General features: G+C 67.6%; 14 protein-coding genes. 11 read left to right on the plus strand and 3 right to left on the minus strand.

The window, feature by feature from the left end:
• Positions 1-3: 3 nt before the first annotated feature.
• The 4 genes from ACFCV3_RS23660 to ACFCV3_RS23675 are packed head-to-tail and all read left to right on the plus strand — an operon-like array spanning position 4 to position 4,664.
• Positions 4-1,512, plus strand: a complete 1,509-nt coding sequence (locus tag ACFCV3_RS23660) for a PstS family phosphate ABC transporter substrate-binding protein (RefSeq protein WP_376033139.1) — start codon at positions 4-6, stop codon at positions 1,510-1,512.
• Positions 1,513-1,542: 30 nt separating this feature from the next.
• Entirely contained in the window at positions 1,543-2,292 is a 750-nt protein-coding gene (locus tag ACFCV3_RS23665) for a metallophosphoesterase (protein WP_376033141.1), read from the plus strand.
• Between the two features lie 31 nt (positions 2,293-2,323).
• Positions 2,324-3,193 (plus strand): hypothetical protein, encoded by an 870-nt coding sequence (locus ACFCV3_RS23670; protein WP_376033143.1) that lies wholly within the window; start codon positions 2,324-2,326, stop codon positions 3,191-3,193.
• Positions 3,194-3,227: 34 nt separating this feature from the next.
• Positions 3,228-4,664, plus strand: a complete 1,437-nt coding sequence (locus tag ACFCV3_RS23675; RefSeq protein WP_376033145.1) for an MFS transporter — start codon at positions 3,228-3,230, stop codon at positions 4,662-4,664.
• Between the two features lie 156 nt (positions 4,665-4,820).
• Here ACFCV3_RS23675 and lpdA read toward each other — a convergent pair whose 3' ends face one another.
• A complete protein-coding gene (gene lpdA / locus ACFCV3_RS23680; protein ID WP_376033146.1) occupies positions 4,821-6,218 on the minus strand; it encodes a dihydrolipoyl dehydrogenase in 1,398 nt (465 codons plus the stop codon).
• Between the two features lie 174 nt (positions 6,219-6,392).
• Between lpdA and ACFCV3_RS23685 the strand changes: the two genes are divergently transcribed.
• Both ACFCV3_RS23685 and ACFCV3_RS23690 read left to right on the plus strand, forming a co-directional pair.
• The gene (locus tag ACFCV3_RS23685) at positions 6,393-8,516 is read left to right on the plus strand and encodes a peptidoglycan DD-metalloendopeptidase family protein (protein ID WP_376033148.1); all 2,124 of its coding nucleotides are present in this window, start codon (positions 6,393-6,395) and stop codon (positions 8,514-8,516) included.
• Positions 8,517-8,586: 70 nt separating this feature from the next.
• Positions 8,587-9,045 carry a PGPGW domain-containing protein gene (locus ACFCV3_RS23690; RefSeq protein WP_376033150.1) on the plus strand — a complete coding sequence of 153 codons (459 nt, stop codon included), beginning with the start codon at positions 8,587-8,589 and terminating at the stop codon, positions 9,043-9,045.
• On the opposite strand, the gene ACFCV3_RS23695 is transcribed toward ACFCV3_RS23690, so the two are convergent.
• The gene (locus tag ACFCV3_RS23695) at positions 9,013-10,191 is read right to left on the minus strand and encodes an FAD-dependent monooxygenase (RefSeq protein WP_376033152.1); all 1,179 of its coding nucleotides are present in this window, start codon (positions 10,189-10,191) and stop codon (positions 9,013-9,015) included. The two genes, ACFCV3_RS23690 and ACFCV3_RS23695, sit on opposite strands and share 33 nt — an antisense overlap.
• A 90-nt stretch (positions 10,192-10,281) precedes the next feature.
• On the opposite strand from ACFCV3_RS23695, the gene ACFCV3_RS23700 reads away from it, so the two are divergent.
• Positions 10,282-10,968, plus strand: coding sequence for a TetR/AcrR family transcriptional regulator (locus tag ACFCV3_RS23700; protein WP_376033154.1), 687 nt, complete (start codon positions 10,282-10,284; stop codon positions 10,966-10,968).
• On the opposite strand, the gene ACFCV3_RS23705 is transcribed toward ACFCV3_RS23700, so the two are convergent.
• Positions 10,949-11,845, minus strand: a complete 897-nt coding sequence (locus ACFCV3_RS23705) for an AraC family transcriptional regulator (RefSeq protein WP_376033156.1) — start codon at positions 11,843-11,845, stop codon at positions 10,949-10,951. The two genes, ACFCV3_RS23700 and ACFCV3_RS23705, sit on opposite strands and share 20 nt — an antisense overlap.
• Positions 11,846-11,965: 120 nt before the next feature.
• Here ACFCV3_RS23705 and ACFCV3_RS23710 point away from each other — a divergent pair, with 120 nt between their 5' ends.
• The 4 genes from ACFCV3_RS23710 to ACFCV3_RS23725 all read left to right on the plus strand — a co-directional run bounded on the left by ACFCV3_RS23710 (position 11,966) and on the right by ACFCV3_RS23725 (position 17,934).
• Entirely contained in the window at positions 11,966-14,758 is a 2,793-nt protein-coding gene (locus ACFCV3_RS23710) for a family 78 glycoside hydrolase catalytic domain (protein WP_376033158.1), read from the plus strand.
• 127 nt (positions 14,759-14,885) lie between these two features.
• Positions 14,886-16,229 carry an ABC transporter substrate-binding protein gene (locus ACFCV3_RS23715; protein WP_376033160.1) on the plus strand — a complete coding sequence of 448 codons (1,344 nt, stop codon included), beginning with the start codon at positions 14,886-14,888 and terminating at the stop codon, positions 16,227-16,229.
• Positions 16,223-17,086, plus strand: coding sequence for a carbohydrate ABC transporter permease (locus tag ACFCV3_RS23720; protein ID WP_376033162.1), 864 nt, complete (start codon positions 16,223-16,225; stop codon positions 17,084-17,086). The genes ACFCV3_RS23715 and ACFCV3_RS23720 overlap by 7 nt, the downstream gene beginning before the upstream one ends.
• Positions 17,083-17,934: a carbohydrate ABC transporter permease gene (locus ACFCV3_RS23725; RefSeq protein WP_376033164.1), complete on the plus strand. Its 852-nt coding sequence runs from the start codon at positions 17,083-17,085 to the stop codon at positions 17,932-17,934. The genes ACFCV3_RS23720 and ACFCV3_RS23725 overlap by 4 nt, the downstream gene beginning before the upstream one ends.
• Positions 17,935-17,948: the final 14 nt, after the last annotated feature.

Raw genomic sequence — 17,948 nt, forward strand, 5'->3', positions numbered from 1 at the left:
ACGTTGTTCGACTTCTCTGGTTTCGCGTCCGTCAATCTCGAAACCGTCATCGCTGCCATTGCCTTGATCGGTACGGCGGCCGCGTGGCTGATCGACCGGTACGTCCTGCGCCGCAAACGGCTGGTGTACCGCGTCCAGGTCGACGCCCGGATCGGGGTGTACCCGAGGGCCGACCAGACCCAGCGGATGGTCGACGTCGAGGTCCGGCACCAGGGCTCGGTGGTGACGGACCCGAGCATCGTCCTGCTCCGGCTGGACAACGCCGGCGGGATGGACATCGACCCGCAGGACATGCACGAGAAGGTGGCCTTCGCGTTCCCGGACCGCAAGATCGTCGGGCTGAAGGTGACCGAGGCGCAGCCGAGTTCGCTCGGCGAGATGCTCGAGCGGCGGCTGGCGCCGGCGAACTTCGTCGACACCAGCAAGCTCGTGCTGCCGCGGATCGCGATCAATCGAGGCGACCACTTCAAGTTCCTGCTGGTGCTGTCCGGGACCGGACAGGGGGTCAGCCACTCGGGCTATCTCGCCGGCGGCTCGACCGGCGGCGGGGTTTACCACGAACCACGGCCGCGCGGGCCGGGCCGCCGTACGCTGCTGTTCGGAGCACTGTCGCTCATGCTGGTCGGGGCGCTGGTCGCGTTCTTCCTCGTCGACGTGCTGCAGCCGCCGGACGACTGCTCATCGGGTCAGCTCCGCGTGATCGGCTCGACGGCGGTGGAGCCGACGATGCGCGAGCTGCGGACGGCGTATGCCGCCGAATGCACGAACGCCGACATCACCATCGCGGCGAACGGGAGCCGCAGCGGCGTCCGCAGTCTGGCCGAGCTCGGCTCACAAGATGCGGAGCAGGCGAGCCGGCAGATCGCGATGTCGGACGGGCCGGCCGAGAGCGCACCCGAACTGCGCGGGGAGCCGGTCGCGGTGGTCGTGTTCGCCGTGGTCGTGAACCGGTCGGCCGGTGTCACCGAGGTGAGTACGACGCAGTTGCGCGACATCTACAGCGGCAAGATCACCAACTGGAAGCAGCTCGGTGGCCGCGACCTGCCGATCCGGATGGTCAGCCGGGTCGGGCCGGACTCCGGATCGCGCCGGGTGTTCCGGGAGAAGGTGCTAGCCGGTGACCAGGAGCTCGGTATCTCGTCCGACAACTGCGCCCGCGACGACGACGCGGTCGCGAAGTACCACCGGTGCGAGGTCGGTACGACGGAGGAGCTGCTGACCCGGGTCAACGAGATCGACGGCGGTGTCGGGTACGCCGAGCTCGGGAGTGCCCGGAGGTACCCGCAGATCTCGATCGCGACGATCGACAAGGTCGCGCCGGACACCTTGAAGGTGGCGGACCGGTCGTACCGGTTCTGGGAGGTCGAGCACGCCTACACCTACAAGACCCCGGAGCCGAAGTCGCTCACCGCGGCGTTCCTCGACTACATCAGCTCGACACAGGCCCGTCCGGTCCTGGAGCGCGGCGGCCTGGTCCCGTGCAGCGATCTGCCGACCGGGTTCTGCGGTTAGGCGACCTGCCGCTGCGGTTAGGGTCGGGCGATGACCGTCATCGCACACCTCAGTGACCCTCATCTGGACGGGACCGACGCTGCCCGCGATCGGCTGCGGCGGATCACGTCGTACCTGCGGGATCTTCGGACGCCGGCCGACGTTGTGCTCGTGAGCGGCGACCTGGCCGATCACGGGCTGCCCACCGAGTACGCCGAACTGGTCGCGGAGCTCCCCACGGATCTGCCGGTGCTGGTGCTTCCGGGGAACCACGACGTCAGTGAGCCGCTCCGAGCTGGGGTGGCGTCGGTCGACTCCCCCGGCACCGATCACCCGGTGCACCAGGTGCGCGACGTCGCCGGTGCGCGTTTCGTCCTGGTCGACAGCACCGTGCCCGGCGAGGACCACGGTCTGCTGTCTGCCGAGTCGCTGGCCTGGCTGGACGGCGTACTGCAGGAGTCGTTCGACGGGCCGGTGTTCGTTGCGATGCATCATCCGCCGCTGGTCACGCAGTACGACGTGATCGACCAGTACATGCTGCGCGAGCAGGACGCGTTGGCCGCGGTGCTCACCGGCAAGCCGATCACGGCGATCCTGACCGGCCACATCCACAACGCGATGGTCACCTCGTTCGCCGGGCATCCGGTCCTCGGCGCACCCGGCATCCGGTCGACGGTCGCACTCGCCTTCGAGCCGCCGGCCCCGGGTGGCGGCTACATCGACACCGCGACGCTGCCGGGACTTGCCTTGCACGTCGTGCTGCCCGGGCTCCCCCTGCAGACGTATTACCGCTTCCCGTGACAACGAATTCCGAAAATGCCAGGATGATCGTATGACGAATTATCTGGGCTCCGGCGCCTATTGTTATGCGAATTCCCTGGCAATGATTGTTCGCGACGTACCGATGACTGCGATCGAGGTGCTGACCGGCTCGCCGTTCGGCGCCCAGATCGAGGACACCGGCCTGCCCTGGTTCGACCCGCCCGGCTGGCAGCCCGATCTCGGCCTCGACCGGGCCATCTCTTTACTCGGCTGGACCTGCAACCGGACGTCGGGCGGGTCAGCTGAGGAGGCCTTGGTGAGGCTCCGCGAGAGCTGTCCGGCCCTTGTCGGTCCGGTCGACATCGGGCTGCTCACGCACCAGCCGTGGTCACCGGGCAAGGCCGTCGGCGGTGACCACTGGGTGGTCGTCGTCGAGGTCACGGACGACTCGGTCGTCTTCCATGATCCCGACGGATTTCCCTATGCCACGCTACCGATTCCGCAGTTCCTCGAAGCCTGGCGTGCCGACGAGATCACCTCGGTGGAGGGCTCCTACATCCTTCGCACCGACTTTGAGCGCCGGCAGCAGGTGAGCGTCGAGGACGCCCTTCGCGCGTCCCTTCCGCATGCCCGCGACTGGCTGTCTCGCGACTCACAGCAAGCCGTCGAGAAGATGGCCGCCCAGCTCGCCGCCGAGGACGACGGCATCCGCGGCCACCTGGCCGGCCTCGCGGGACCCGCCGGCGTCCGCCGTCTCAACGACGCTTCGATCTGGCTGGCCGCCATCGACCGGACCGAAGCCGCAATTGTCGCGGCTGATCTCTCCCGTACTCTCGGCAGCCTGCAATTCGCACTCACTTCACGCCAATTCCCCCGAGCCGCCGAAATTCTCACCGAGCTCGCCCCTGGCTATCCGAAATTCCAGGCCGCACTGACTTGACCTCAACTTAGGTTGAGGTCAGATGCTCGTCGGCATGACATCAACCGACGTTGAGGTTCCTCGTGCTGGGCGGCGGGAGTGGGTCGGGCTGGGCGTACTCGCGCTTCCGGCCCTGCTCGCGTCGCTCGAGCTGACCGTGACCCATCTCGCCCTGCCCACGATCGCGGCCGACCTGCATCCCAGCGGCTCCGAACTGCTCTGGACCGTCGATGTCTACGCCTTCCTCCTCGCGGGCTCGCTGATCACGATGGGCACCCTCGGCGACCGGATCGGGCGGCGCCGGTTGCTGCTCGGGGGCGCTGCCCTGTACGGCGTCGCCTCCGTGCTGGCCGCCTTCGCCACCGGACCCGGCGTACTGATCGCGGCTCGGGCTCTGATGGGTATCGCCGGTTCCACGCTGATGCCTTCGGTCATCGCGTTGGTGGCGGCGATGTTCAAGAGTCCGGCTCAGCGCAGCGTTGCGATCGGGATCGTGGTCGCCAGTGTCTCGGGCGGTACGGCGATCGGGCCGCTCGTCGGCGGCTGGCTTCTCGACAGTTTCCACTGGGGAGCGGTCTTCCTGATCGGTGTGCCGATCATGGTCGCGCTGCTCATCGCAGGTCCACGCCTGCTGCCGGAGTACCGCGCACCTGGCGGCAAGCGACTCGACCTGCTGAGCGCGGTGCTGTCGATGGGCGCGATCCTGCCGATCGTCTACGGCCTCAAGCAGTTGGCCGCGGACGGGTTCGCCTGGCAGTGGCTGAGCGCTGTTGCCGGTGGAGTGGTCGTGGGTGTCGTGTTCTTGGTCCGGCAGCGTCGGCTGCCCGATCCGATGATCGACCTGCACCTGTTCAGCAGCCGCGTCTTCAGCACGGCGTCGATCGCACTGGCTCTGGCCATCTTCGTCCTCTGGGCGGTCAACTACGCGATCGCCCAGTTCCTGCAGCTTGTGCACGGTCTGGACCCGCTCACCGCAGGCCTCTGGACGGCACCTTCGGCCGTCGGCACGATCGCGGGATCGCTCCTGGCACCCCGGCTGGCGCGCAGGATCGCTCCAGGCACTGTCATCGCCGGCGGACTCACACTCGCCGCGGCAGGCTTCGCCGTACTGGTCGCAACCGGCCCACTCGCCCTGCTCGTCACCGGCTCGATCATCATCTCGGCCGGCCTCGCACCGACTATGGCACTCGCCACCGACCTCATCATCGGCGCGGCCCCCACCGAGCGTGCCGGCACCGCCGCAGCTATCGCCTCGACCGCTCCCCAGCTCGGCGGCGCACTAGGCATCGCCCTGCTCGGCAGCCTCATCACCGTCGTCTACCGCCACCAGACCGGTGCCGCCGACCTGACCCGCGAAGCACTAGCCGCGCCAGCAGCCCGCGACGCCTTCACTAACGCCTTCCACCTCTCAGCCGCCGTCAGCGCCGCCCTCCTCCTACTGACCGCCGCCCTGACCACCCGCCATCTCCGCGACACGAACAACAGGAGGTAGCCCGTCCAACGCGCCGCCCGGCGGGTCCGCCGAGCGCGGAACCGGCTCGCCGCCGCGCAGACCTCCTGTCGTTCGTGCCGCCGGACTGCCCCCGGCGGCGGTGGGCATGCGAACGGGCGCCGGCGGGGAGTCCGCGGGCGCCCGTTGGCGGTGGGATCAGAAGTTGATCATGTGGCCTTCGAGGCCGTGGAAGGCTTCTTGGAGGGCCTCGGACAGGGTGGGGTGGGCGTGCACGTTGCGGGCCAGTTCCTTGGTGGTGAGGTCCCACTTCTGGGCGAGGGTGAGCTCGGGGAGGAGCTCGGTGACCTCGGGGCCGATCAGGTGGGCGCCCAGGAGTTCGCCGTACTTGGCGTCGCTGATGACCTTGACGAAACCGTTCGGGTCGTTCAGGCCGTGGGCCTTGCCGTTGGCGGTGAAGGGGAACTTGGCGACCTTCACCTCGTGGCCGAGCTTCTTGGCCTCTTCCTCGGTGTAGCCGAAGCTGGCGATCTGCGGCTGGCAGAAGGTGGCCCGCGGGATCATGGCGTAGTCGAGCTCCATGGTCTCGTGGCCGGCGATCGTCTCGGCGGCGATCACGCCCATCGCCTCGGCGGCGTGCGCGAGCATCAGCTTCGCGGTGACGTCACCGATGGCGAAGATGTTCGGCACGTTGGTCTTGCACAGACCGTCGACACCGATCGCACCGCGCTCGGTGAGCTGGACGCCGGTCTTGTCCAGGCCGTAGCCGTCGACGCGCGGCTGGAAGCCGATCGCCTGCATGACCTTGTCGGCCTCGATCACCTTCGAGGCGCCGTCCTTGCCGGTGACGGTGACCTTGACCTTGTCGCCGGAGTCGTCGATCGAGTCGACCCGGGTGGAGGTGAGGACGTCGACGCCGAGCTTCTTGTAGGCGCGGGCGAGCTCCTTGGAGACGTCCGGGTCCTCCAGCGGGACCATCCGGTCGAGGAACTCGACGATGGTGACCTTGACGCCGTAGTTGGCCAGGACGTACGCGAACTCGACACCGATCGCGCCGGCACCGGCGATCACGATCGAGCCCGGGAGCTCCTCGGTGAGGATCTGCTCCTCGTAGGTGACCACGCGGTCGGACAGCTGGGTGCCCGGGAGCAGCTTGGTGGTGGCGCCGGTGGCGATGATGCAGCTGCCGAAGGTGACGGTCTCCGAGGAGCCGTCGTTCAGCGTCACGTCGATCGTGTTCGCGTCGGTGAACGAGCCCCACCCGTCGAACTCGGTGATGCTGTTCTTCTTCATCAGGAAGTGGACGCCCTTGACCCGGCCGTCGGCGACCTTGCGGCTGCGCTGGACGGCGGTCGGGAAGTCGAAGCTGACCTCACCGCTGATCCCGAACGCCTTCTTCTCGGTCCGGAAGATGTGCGCGAGCTCCGCGTTCCGCAGCAGCGCCTTGGACGGGATACAGCCCACGTTCAGGCAGACACCGCCCCAGTACTTCTTCTCGATGATGGCGGTCTTGAGCCCGAGCTGAGCCGCGCGGATCGCCGCGACATACCCACCCGGACCTGCGCCGAGGACAACAACGTCAAAGTGCGAGGCCATGCTCCGAACTTTAGTCGGTCGCCCCAGCCGCGTGACGATCGGGCAGGACCTGAGCCCGTTTGGTCACACTCAGTGAAGTGGGCTTTCGTCAGGACCGTTCCGGGCCTACGCTGGGCACGCGCGGGGGCTCGTCCAGCCTGCGCACGTGAGGCGAGACGACAAATGGGGAGCCTGATGGTTCTGGGGAACCGTCGGGGGCTGCGGTTCGCGGCGCTCGGCACACTGCTGGCAGTCATGGCGCTGCCCGCGTATGCCGGCACGCCCACACCACCCCCACCGGCCTCCGTCACGGACGTCAAACGCTCGCTCGAACAGCTCCAGGCCGAGGCCGCCGTACTGCAGGCCGATTTCGCCAAGGCGACCATCGCCTACACCAACGCGCTCAAGGCCGCCGAGGCTGCCGAGGCCGCGGCGAAGAAGGCCGAGACCACGGCCAACACGTCGACCGGCAGGGCCGACGAGGAGCGGCGCCGGCTCGGTGTGATCACCGCGCAGGCCTACCAGCTCGGCGTACCGACTCAGCTCGGTGCAGAGTCGATCCTGTGGTCGCTGGCCCCGGTCGCGGAGAACCTGCAGGAGATCGCCGACCGGCAGACCGCGATCCAGCAGCTCGGTACCACGCAAACCTCGCAGTACAACAAGGCCATGAACGCCGGCGCCGAGGCCGAGAAGGCCAAGGCCGAGGCGGCCGGTAAGCGCGGGGCTGCCAAGGCGGCCGCCGAGCGGGCACAGCAGCTCGGCAACGAGGTGAAGCAGAAGGCGGCCGACGCGGCGTCGCGCGCGATCGATCAGCTCCCCGAGCTCGACGGCGCCTCCGAGCTGTCGAGGCAGCTCCAGCTGGCCCGCAACCAGCAGGCGCTCCTGCGCTGGCAGGCCTACCTGACCGAGCTCACCGCGGCCAAGGTCAAGCTGCCGCCCGCCGCCACGATCAAGAACCCTGCCGCCCTCCCGGCCGGCCTGAGCCCGCTCATCGCCGGCGGTCAGCCGGTCCCCGGCGCGGCCTCGGTGACGGTCCCCGGCAAGACCCTCCGGGTGCTCTCGTCCGAGACGATCCGCGCCGTCAACCAGGCGTTCAACCTGGTCGGCCGCGCCTACGCGATCGACGCCAGCGGCCCCGACCAGTACGGCTGCCTCGGCGCGACCCGCGCCGCGTGGGCGCCGTTCGCCAAACTGCCGAACACGATCAGCAAGGTCTACCCCGGCTACCAGCAGGTCCCGCCGGACCAGATCCAGCCCGGCGACATCATGCTCATGGGCAGCCGGTCGCTCGGCCTGGTCCACATCGGCATCGCCCTCGACAACGAGGAGATGATCGCGTCCGACGAGTCCAAGGGCTCGGTCGTCGTGACGCCGGTCCCGCAGAACCTCTGGGCCGCCCTGCGCCCGACCCTCGGCGCCCCCACCAAAGCGCAGGTCGCACCGACCGCAGGCACCAACGCGGTCAACTTCCGCTGCGGCAACACCGGTACGTCGGTCAACGTCGGCTCCGGCGCGTGGACGTGGCCGTTAGCCGACGGGACCTACGAGATCGGTACGCCGTACGGTCAGTCGGGCGCGTTGTGGTCGAGCGGCTACCACACCGGCCAGGACTTCCCGGCATCACTCGGTACGCCGGTTCGTGCGGTCACCGCCGGCACGATCCGGGTCGAGCACCCGAGCTGGGCCGGCAACCTGGTCCGGATCGACCACGGCAACGGGTTCGAAACCCTGTACGCCCACCTCAGCCAGGTGAACGTGACCGACGGTCAGCAGGTCGTCGCCGGTCAGCGCATCGGCGCGGTCGGCAGCGAGGGCAACTCCACCGGCGCGCACCTGCACTTCGAGGTCCGGATCGGCGGCGACCCGGTCAACCCGATGCCGTTCCTGGCCACCGGCTCCGCGACCACGGGCTGGGGCGGTTTCAGCAACGGCATGATCCCGGCCAGCAAACTGTGTGCGATCGGCAACGGTCACATGCTGCGCTGCGACGCCGCCGCGGCCTACCTGCAGCTCGCAGGCGCCTACCGGAAGGCCTTCGGCAAGTCGCTCTGCATCACCGACTCCTACCGCTCGTACCAGGCCCAGGTGAGCCTGTACGCGCGCAAGCCGTCGCTGGCCGCCCTCCCCGGTACGTCGAACCACGGCTGGGGTGTCGCGGTCGACCTGTGTGGCGGCATCGACAAGTTCGGGACGACGCAGTACCGCTGGATGAAGGCTCAGGCCTCCGCCTTCGGCTGGGTGCACCCGTCGTGGGCCGACCAGGGCGGCAGCCGCGAGGAGCCGTGGCACTGGGAGTTCGGCCGCGCCGCGCGTGCGTGACTCTTTTTAGGGCCTGATTCGTCAGCTTTATTTCCGGGATTTCGGCCTGGTCAGCACGTAGGCTGGGCCCGTGGCCGAGCAGGAAAGTCCCGACCGCACTGATCACAACATCACCTTGGACGCTGATGACGACCGGTGGGAGTGGCGGCGCCGGATCCGGGCGAATCCGAAGAAGCATCTGATCTATCGCGTCGTGGTGGGCGTGGTCGGCGGTGTGCTGATCATCGCGGCACCGCTGACCGGCTGGTTGCCTGGACCGGGTGGTATCCCCCTGTTCATCGCGGGTCTGGCGATCCTGGCGAGCGAGTTCGAGTGGGCCCAGCGGCTGCTCTACAAGGTCAAGGAGTGGGTCAAGGAGCTGACCGCCTGGACCGGCAAGCAGCCGGCCTGGCTGAAGACGCTCGGCACCGTCGCGCTGTTCTGCTGCGTGCTGGTCGCCATCTGGCTCTACATGGCCGTGCTCGGTGTGCCCGGCTGGCTGCCGGACTCGTGGGAGTCATTCCTGCACAAGCTGCCCCTGCTCCCCTGAGTAGGCTGGCAGCTCGATCAGGGTGCTCATTTTCTGGGCCAGCTTGATGAGCTGGCCCGATAGGAACCGGTTACTCAGCATCCGGTTGCGGGCCGCGATGGCGAACTTGGTCGGCGGTGCGAGGAAGCGGCCTGACTGGCTGCCGTCCTGCGTCTTCGACGTCGCCTTGCGCAGCCGGGCCTCGTAGCGCTCGAACGCACCCTCGTAGGCTTCGGCCAGCTCCCCCGCCAGGACGTACGCCCCGACGACCGCCGTACCGGTGCCGAGCGCTCCGAAGGTTGCGCCGTACCCGGCGTCGCCGAGCAGGACGATCCGGCCCGTCGACCAGCGGTCGACATGCACGCGGCTGATCGAGTCGAAGTACAAGTCCGTTGCCGACGGCAACGCTGCGAGCAGTTCGGGGACGCGCCAGCCGAGCCCCGCGAAGTGCTCCTGGATGATCGCCTTCTGCTGGTCGCGGTCGCGCCGGTCGTAGGTCAGCACCGGTGACTTGAAGACGAAAAGTGTCCCCGCCAGCGACGGGTCACGCCGGTCGACACCGACACCGGCCAGCCGCCCCGGAACGTTGTACATCAACGAGTCCTCGACCGGGCCGAGCGTGTTCGGGACCTCCCAGCCGGCCACGTAGTACCCCAGGTGACGCTCGGTCACCCGCTCCGCCGGCCAGGCCAGCCTGCGCACCACCGAATGCATGCCGTCGGCACCGATCACCAGGTCGTACGTCTCCTCCAGTCCGCTCTCGAACGTCACGTCCACCCCGCCCGCCGTCTCGTGCAGGCTCGCGATCGAGTCACCGAACCGGTACGCCGCCACTCCGCGACCGTGGTCGTACAGCACCTGGGACAAGTCCGAGCGCAGGACCTCCAGCTCCCCGCCCGCGAACTCGGCCGGCAACCGCATCAGCTGCCGACCCGACTCGTCCACGAACCGCATCGCCGTACCACCGGTCTGCCGCTCCCGCAGGTCGGCCAGCACGCCCATCCGCTCCAGGACGGTCAGGAACACCTCGCCCCGGAAGTCCACGGCGTACCCGCCCTTGCGTAGTCCGGGCGCGATCTCGACCACCGTGACGTCATGTCCTGCCCGCCCCAGCCAGAGCGCGACCGACGGGCCCGCCACGCTCGCGCCTGACACCAGAATCTTCATCTCGCCAGCTCCTCCTCGTTAATTGTGTCCGCTAGACACAGTAATGTGTATGGTAGACACAGAGCAACCGATCAGGGAAGGGCGAGCCGGATGACCGAGTTGCTGTGGGGTACGGCGCAGCCGCCGAGCCGCGGGCCGAAGCCGGCCGTCACGCTGGCTGGGATCGCCGAGGCCGCGATCCGGATCGCTGATGCCGAGGGGCTCGACGCGGTCTCGATGCAGCGGGTCGCCGACGACCTGCCGGTCACCAAGATGGCGCTGTACCGCTATGTCCCCGGTAAGGCCGAGCTGGTCGCGGTGATGAGCGATCTCGCGATGGGCGCCCCACCGGACCGCCCCGAGCTCCCGTGGCGCGAGGCGCTGCACGCCTGGTCGATGGACCTCTACGAGGGATTCACGCGGCACCCGTGGTTGCTGCTGTCGACAGTCGGCCGCCGCCTGGTCGGTCCGAACGAGCTGACCTGGATGGATCGCGGAGTCCGCGCTCTGACCGACTCCGGCCTGAATGGCAGTGAGCAGCTCGACGCAGTCATGGTGCTGGCCGGCCATGTGCGCGCGCTCGCCTTGCAGACCACCTCATTGCCCGGCGGTCGCCAGCGGGTCACCGAGGAGGCCTTCCTTGGAGCTTTCGCCGAGATCCTCACGACCCATGGCGATCGGTTCCCGAGCCTGGCCGCGGCCATGCGGTCGGCCGATCAGGACAACCAGGGGCTCGAGTTCGGTCTCGAGCGGATCCTGGACGGCCTGGAGATGCTGATCACGAGCCGGAAGGGCTGAGCTTCGGCGTATTGAAACGTTGCCGGTACGTGCTGGCGCTCAGCCCGAAGTGGGACTTGAAACGGCGGGCGAAGTAGTTCTGATCCGGCCAGCCGACCGACTCCCCGATCCGGCTCACCGGCAGGTCGGTGTGCAGCAGCTGGACGGCCGCCAGCTCCACGCGATGCCGGGACAGATAGGCCATCGGCGGCAGGCCCGTCGCCGACTTGAACAGCCGCACCAGGTAGCCGGGCGCCAGGTGTAGCGCCTGGGCCAGGTCGGTCAGCGTCCACGGCCGCGCCGGGTCGGCCTCCAGCAACCGCATCGCATCCAGTACGGCGGGATGCGTCTGGGCCCGGAGATCGTCGCCCTCGGCAACCGTCCGGGCCAGGCAGCTGAGGTACAGCGAGAGCCAGCCGATGAGATCGCCGCGATGCAGACCGAGCGGCTGGCCCCGCAGCGACCGGAGTCCGTCCAGATGACGGCGTGCCTCGGTGAGGGTGTCACCGTCCAGATGTGTGCTCAGTACACCGCGCCGCTGCTCGGAGAACGGTCCGGTCCAGAGGAGATAGCCGAGCAGCGGATCTTCTCGGGTCCAGGCGAGCTCACGCCGTACGAGGTCGGCCGAGAAGCAGCAGTTGTAGACCTCGAGGTCCTCGCACTGCTCGTACTCGTGCCACACCCCGGGCCGGAGCAGGATTGCGTCGCCGGGCTCCAGACGCTGGCGGCCGGCCTGGCTGTGGTGCACACCTTCGCCGCTGATCACCAGCGCGACCTCAAAGAAGCTGTGCGTGTGCAGGGGGTGTGATTCGACGTGCATATGCGGTCCCGCGTGCACGATCGTCCCCTCGACGAAGTGCAGCAGGGTTCCTCGGGTCCGTACCGGCTCGTCGGCCATGCCTCACGATAGGGGCCGAGGTTCATTTCGTGCTAGGACTCGTGCACTCCGGACTATGTCTCGGCGGCGCACCACAGCAAGCTGGCCCTGAATCGTTTCATTCGCAACGGTTGGAGCCTCATGCCGAACCTCGCCGCACCGAGCAGCATCCGCTTCGAACACCGGACCGACACTCCGCTGGGTCTGGGCACTGCCACCCCACGGTTGTCCTGGCAGATCGCGACCGCGCCCGCCGACTACGCGCAGACGGCGTACGAGATCGAGATCACCGGTACGACGACTCAGTCGTACGTGGTCGAGTCTGCAGAGCAGGTGCTGGTGCCATGGCCTGGAGATCCGCTTGCATCTCGAGAACGGATCTCGGTGCGCGTCCGGGTCCGCGGAGGTGATGACTGGAGCGGCTGGAGTGAACCGGCTCGCGCTGAGGTCGGTCTCCTGAGTCCGGATGACTGGAGCGCACGTTTCATCAGCCCGCGCGACAATGCGCTCGGCTCGCCGGCTCCCCTGCTCAGTGCAGCTCTTGATCTGCCGGGTGACATCACCAAGGCCCGGCTCTACGCCACCGCGCACGGCATCTACCTCGCCGAGCTGAACGGGAGTCGCGTCGGCGACGACGAGCTCGCGCCCGGCTGGACGGCGTACCAGCATCGCCTGCGCTATCAGACGTACGACGTGACGGATCTGGTGCAGGCGGGCGAGAACCAGCTCGAGTTCCTGGTCGGGAATGGCTGGTACCGCGGGCGGCTCGGGTTCCGGGATCAGGCTCAGGTGTACGGCTCCCGGATCGCCGTTCTCGCGCAGCTCGAGATCACCACCGCTGACGGCCGCGTTCACACCTTCGGTACCGGAGAGAACTGGACCGCCCGAGAGAGCGCGATCTTGGCCGATGATCTGTACGACGGGCAGCGCACCGATCTGCGCCGGTCACCGGGACCGGACTCCCCCGTGGACGTTCTGGACGCCGATCTCGGGCTACTCGTCGCACCGGACGGCCCGCCGGTCCGGATCACCGAGAATATTCCGGCGAGAGCGCTCTCTGAGTCGCCGAGCGGCAAGACGCTGATCGACTTCGGCCAGAACCTCGTCGGCCGTGTCCAGCTCACCGTCCGTGGCGGTGCGGCCGGCGACGAGATCGTCGTCCGGCATGCCGAGGTTCTTGAGAACGGCGAGCTCGGAGTGCGTCCGCTGCGCACGGCCAAGGCCACCGACACGTATGTGCTGGCCGGCCCGGACGAGGTCGTACTCGACTCCCCGCTCACCTTCCACGGATTCCGGTACGCCGAAGTGACCGGCGTACCCGATCTTCGTCTCGAGGACCTGACCGCGGTCGTCGTCGGCAGCGACCTGCGCCGGACGGGATGGTTCGAGTCGTCGAACGAGCTGCTGAACAAGTTCCACGAGAACGTCGTGTGGGGTATGCGGGGCAACTTCGTCGATGTCCCGACCGACTGCCCGCAGCGCGACGAGCGGTTGGGCTGGACCGGGGACATTCAGGTCTTCTCCCCCACTGCGAGCTTCTTGTTCGATAGTGCGGGGTTCCTCAGCAACTGGCTGGCCGACCTGGCGGCCGAGCAGCTGAAGGACGGGTCCGTGCCGTTCGTGATCCCCGATGTTCTCCGCAATCCGGAACCGGCGACCGCTGCATGGGGTGACGCGGCAACGATCGTGCCGTGGGTGATCTACAACCGGACCGGTGACGCCGGGCTGCTGGCTCGGCAGTTGCCGAGTATGCGTGCGTGGGTGGACAAGCTGACGGCGCTGGCCGGCGGCAACCTGCTGTGGTCGGGCGGTTTCCAGTTCGGTGACTGGCTCGACCCGACCGCGCCGCCTGACAACCCGTTCCGTGCGAAGGCTGACCCCGACGTTCTCGCGACCGCCCATCTGGCTCGGTCGGCCGACGTCGTTGCCAAGGCGGCCGAGGTGGTTGGTGACGCCGAGATCGCGGCGCAGTACGCCGATCTTGCGGGGCGGGTGCGGCAGGCGTTCGCGGCCGAGTACACAACTGAGGGCGGACGCGTCCTGAGCGACGCGGCCACCAACTACGCACTCGCCCTGCAATGGGCGCTCCTCCCGACTGAGCACCAGCGGCAGCGGGCCGGTGAGCGTCTCGCGGACCTGGTTCGTACGGCGAGTTTCCGGATCAGTACCGGTTTCGTCGGTACGCCGCTGATCGCTGACGCTTTGGCCGATACCGGACATCCCGACCTCGCGTACCGCCTTCTGCTGCAGACACACTGCCCGTCTTGGCTGTACGCAGTGACGATGGGCGCGACCACGGTCTGGGAGCGGTACGACAGCATGCTGCCCGACGGCAGCATCAACCCCGGCGAGATGACGTCGTTCAACCACTACGCCCTCGGCGCGGTTGCCGACTGGATGCATCGCCGGGTCGCCGGTCTCGCACCGGCGGCGCCGGGATACCGCTCTCTCGAGATCAGGCCTCTGATCACGGCGCAGCTCGAGAACGCGTCGGCCAAGCACCTCACTCCGTACGGCGAGGCCGCTGTCGCGTGGAGCCGGAGCAACGGCGAGATCACGCTCTCCGTGACCGTTCCGGTCGGCGCTCGCGCCCAGGTCGACGTACCGGGGGCGAGCGAATCGGTCGAGGTCGGGCACGGCACCCACGCGTGGACCGCTCCAGATCCGTTTCTCGAGAACGCTGATCTCGCGGCCGATCCGACCGTGCGCCAGTTGATCGACCACGAAGCGACGTGGAACGCCGTGGTCGCCGGATCACGAGAGAGCGGTTTCTCCCGAGAGAGCGGTTCACAAGAGAGCGGTTTCTCGGGACACGACGCCGCTCTGGCTGCGCGGCTGGAGCGCTATCTCGATCAGCCTGCCACCGGGCTCGCCGAGGCGGCGGGTGATCCCGCCGCCGTGAGAGCCGCTCTCGAGGCCCTGCTCAACCACTGACCCATCCCACCTGCCCCATTCCCCCGGACACATCGCACCTGACCCATCTCACCGGACACATCGCACCTGACCCATCGCACCTGACCCATCGCTCCTGACACACCGCACGATCCCCTAGGAGGTCATGATGACGTTCCGCCCAGGCATGCGAGGAGCCACCGTCGCCGTACTGGCGGCCGGTTCTCTCGCCCTGACCGCGTGTAGCGCGGGCAGTCTCGGTTCCAGCGACGACTCGGGTGGGGGCCCAGGATCGAACACAGTCACGATCACTTATCTGATCGGCAATCAGGACCAGGACATCAAGACAGCCAATCAGCTCGTCAAGGACTTCACCGCGAAGAACCCCGGGATCACGATCAAGACCGAGACCCGGCCGGCCGGTAACGAAGGCGACAACCTGATCAAGACGCGGCTCGCGACCGGCGACATGCCGGACGTGTTCAACTACAACACCGGCTCGCTGTTCCAGGCGATCGCGCCGCAGAAGAACCTGGTCCCGCTCAGCGATCAGCCGTACATCAAGGACCTCGACGAGAACTTCACCAAGACTGTCACCGCCGACGGCCAGGTGTACGGCGTACCAGGCGGCGGCTTCATGGGCGGCGGGGTGCTCTACAGCATCCCCGTCTACACCAAGCTCGGGCTGAAGATCCCCACCACCTGGGCCGAGTTCATGGCGAACAACGCCAAGATCAAGGCGGCCGGTGGGGTCGCGCCGGTGATCCAGACGTACGGCGAGACCTGGACGTCGCAGCTGTTCGTGCTCGGCGACTTCCACAACGTGGCCGCGGCCGAGCCCGACTTCGCCGACCGCTACACCAAGAACCAGGCCAAGTACGCGACCTCGCCGGCCGCGCTGAAGGGTTTCGAGCACACCCAGGCCGTCCACGACGCCGGGTACGAGAACAAGGACTTCGCCTCGGCCAAGCTCCCCGACGGCCTGCGGATGCTTGCCCAGGGCAAGGGTGCGCACTACCCGAACCTGTCCGGTGTGGTCGCGAACATGGTCTCGACCTACCCGGACGCGGCCAAGAACGTCGGTCTGTTCGCGTTGCCTGGTGACGACGCGAGCAAGAACGGCCTGACCGTCTGGACGCCCGGCGCCAACTACATCCCGAAGACGACGACCGGCGACAAGCTCGAGGCGGCGAAGAAGTTCCTCGCCTTCTTCGCCAGTCCCGAAGGGTGCGCCTCGCTGTCCAAGGCCGCGGCCCCGACCGGCCCGTACGCGGTCAAGGGGTGCACGCTGCCGGCCGACGTACCGCAGGCGATCAAGGACATGCAGCCGTACCTCGACAAGCCCGGCGGATCCAGCCTCGCGCTGGAGTTCCTCTCGCCGGTCAAGGGCCCGTCGCTGGAGCAGATCACGGTCGAGGTGGGCTCCGGGATCCGGAAGGCCAAGGACGGTGCCGCGCGGTACGACGAGGACGTGAAGAAGCAGGCGCAGCAGTTGGGGCTGGCGGGATGGTGAGGGTGTACCGCCCCTACTCGAACTGGTTCTACCTGCCGACCGCGCTGATCTACGGGGTGCTGTTCCTGGTCCCGACCTTCGCCTCGCTCTACTTCAGCCTGACCCGGTGGAGTCTGTTCGAGTCGAAGTTCATCGGGCTGGACAACTTCAAGCTGTTCTTCCAGGAGCCCGCCCTGGTCAAAGGCTTCACCAACACCCTCATCTACGCGGTCGTCACCTCCGGGTCGAAGGTCGTGCTCGGACTGCTGCTGGCAGTGCTGCTCACCTCGCAGATCGTTGCCCGCGGCTACCTTCGGTCGGTGGTGTTCTTCCCGGTACTGGTCTCGACGATCGGCATCGGGCTGACCTTCACGGTCCTGATGAATCCCGAACGCGGCCTGATCAACGGTGCCCTGAGCGTGATCGGTATCGACGGACCGGGCTGGCTGACCGATCCGAAGTGGGCGTTGCTCTCGGTGGCTGCGGTCGATGTCTGGAAGGGCGTCGGCCTGGCCACCCTGATCTACATCGCGGGAATCGTCTCCATCCCGCGCGAGTACGTCGAGGCTGCGCGCGTCGACGGGGCTGGTTCGTGGGAGACGTTCCGGCGGATCGTGCTTCCCCTGTCCCGGCCGGCGACGGTGACCGTGATCATCTTGTCGCTCATCGGCGGGTTGCGCTCGTTCGACCTGATCTGGGCCATGACCCGCGGCGGTCCGGGCTTCACCTCGGACGTGATCGCGTCGGTGATCTACAAGCAGTACCAGGCCGGCTTCTACGGGCTGTCGACGGCCGGGAACGTTGTTCTGTTCGTCGTGGTCACGGCGGTCGTGCTGCCGCTGTCGTGGTTCCTGAACCGGCGGGAGGTGGAGCTGTGAGTACGGCGGAACTCGTCAACCACCGGCCTGGCCGCAAGCTCGCGCTCAGCGCGGTCGCGATCGTGGCCTCGGTGGTCGTCTTCCTGATCCCGTTCGCGTTCATCGTGCTGACCGCCGTCAAGGACCGGCAGCAGTCCGCGCTGCTCGACTTCTCCTGGCCGCACCAGTTCCGGTTCGTGCAGAACTTCATCGAGGTGGTCGAGGCCCGCGACTACATGCTGGTGATCGCGTTCATCAACTCGACCATCCTGACCGTCGCGAGTGTGACCGGGATGGTGGTGCTGGCGGCGATGGCCGGGTTCGTCCTGCAGCGCCGGAAGAGCCGGTGGAACGGGTTCATCAACTTCCTGGTGCTGGCCGGCCTCATCATCCCGCCGGCCGTCGTACCGACGATCTGGGTACTGCAGCAGTTCGGGTTGTTCCGGACCATGCCGGGGCTGATCCTGATCGAGATCGCGTACGGGTTGTCGTTCTGCATCCTGCTGTTCCGGGCGTTCGTCGGGACCATCCCGCGCGAGCTCGACGAGGCCGCGATCATCGACGGCGCCGGACCGTTGCGGCTGTTCTTCGGGGTGATCTTCCCGCTGCTGCGGTCCGTTGTGGTGACGGTTGTGGTCGTGCAGTCGGTGGCGGTGTTCAACGACTTCGTGAACCCGCTGTACTTCCTGCCCGGCGACAAGAACGCGACCGTTCAGCTGACGCTGTACAACTTCTCCAGCCAGTACTCCACGCAGTACAACCTGCTGTTCATGAACATCCTGCTGATCACGATTCCGCCGCTGATCATGTTCCTCTTCTTCAACCGCCAGATCGTCGCCGGGATGACGTCCGGGGCGGTCAAGGGCTGAATCCATTCGACGTC

The sequence above is a fragment of the Kribbella sp. NPDC056345 genome (genome assembly GCF_042262745.1).
GTDB lineage: Bacteria > Actinomycetota > Actinomycetes > Propionibacteriales > Kribbellaceae > Kribbella.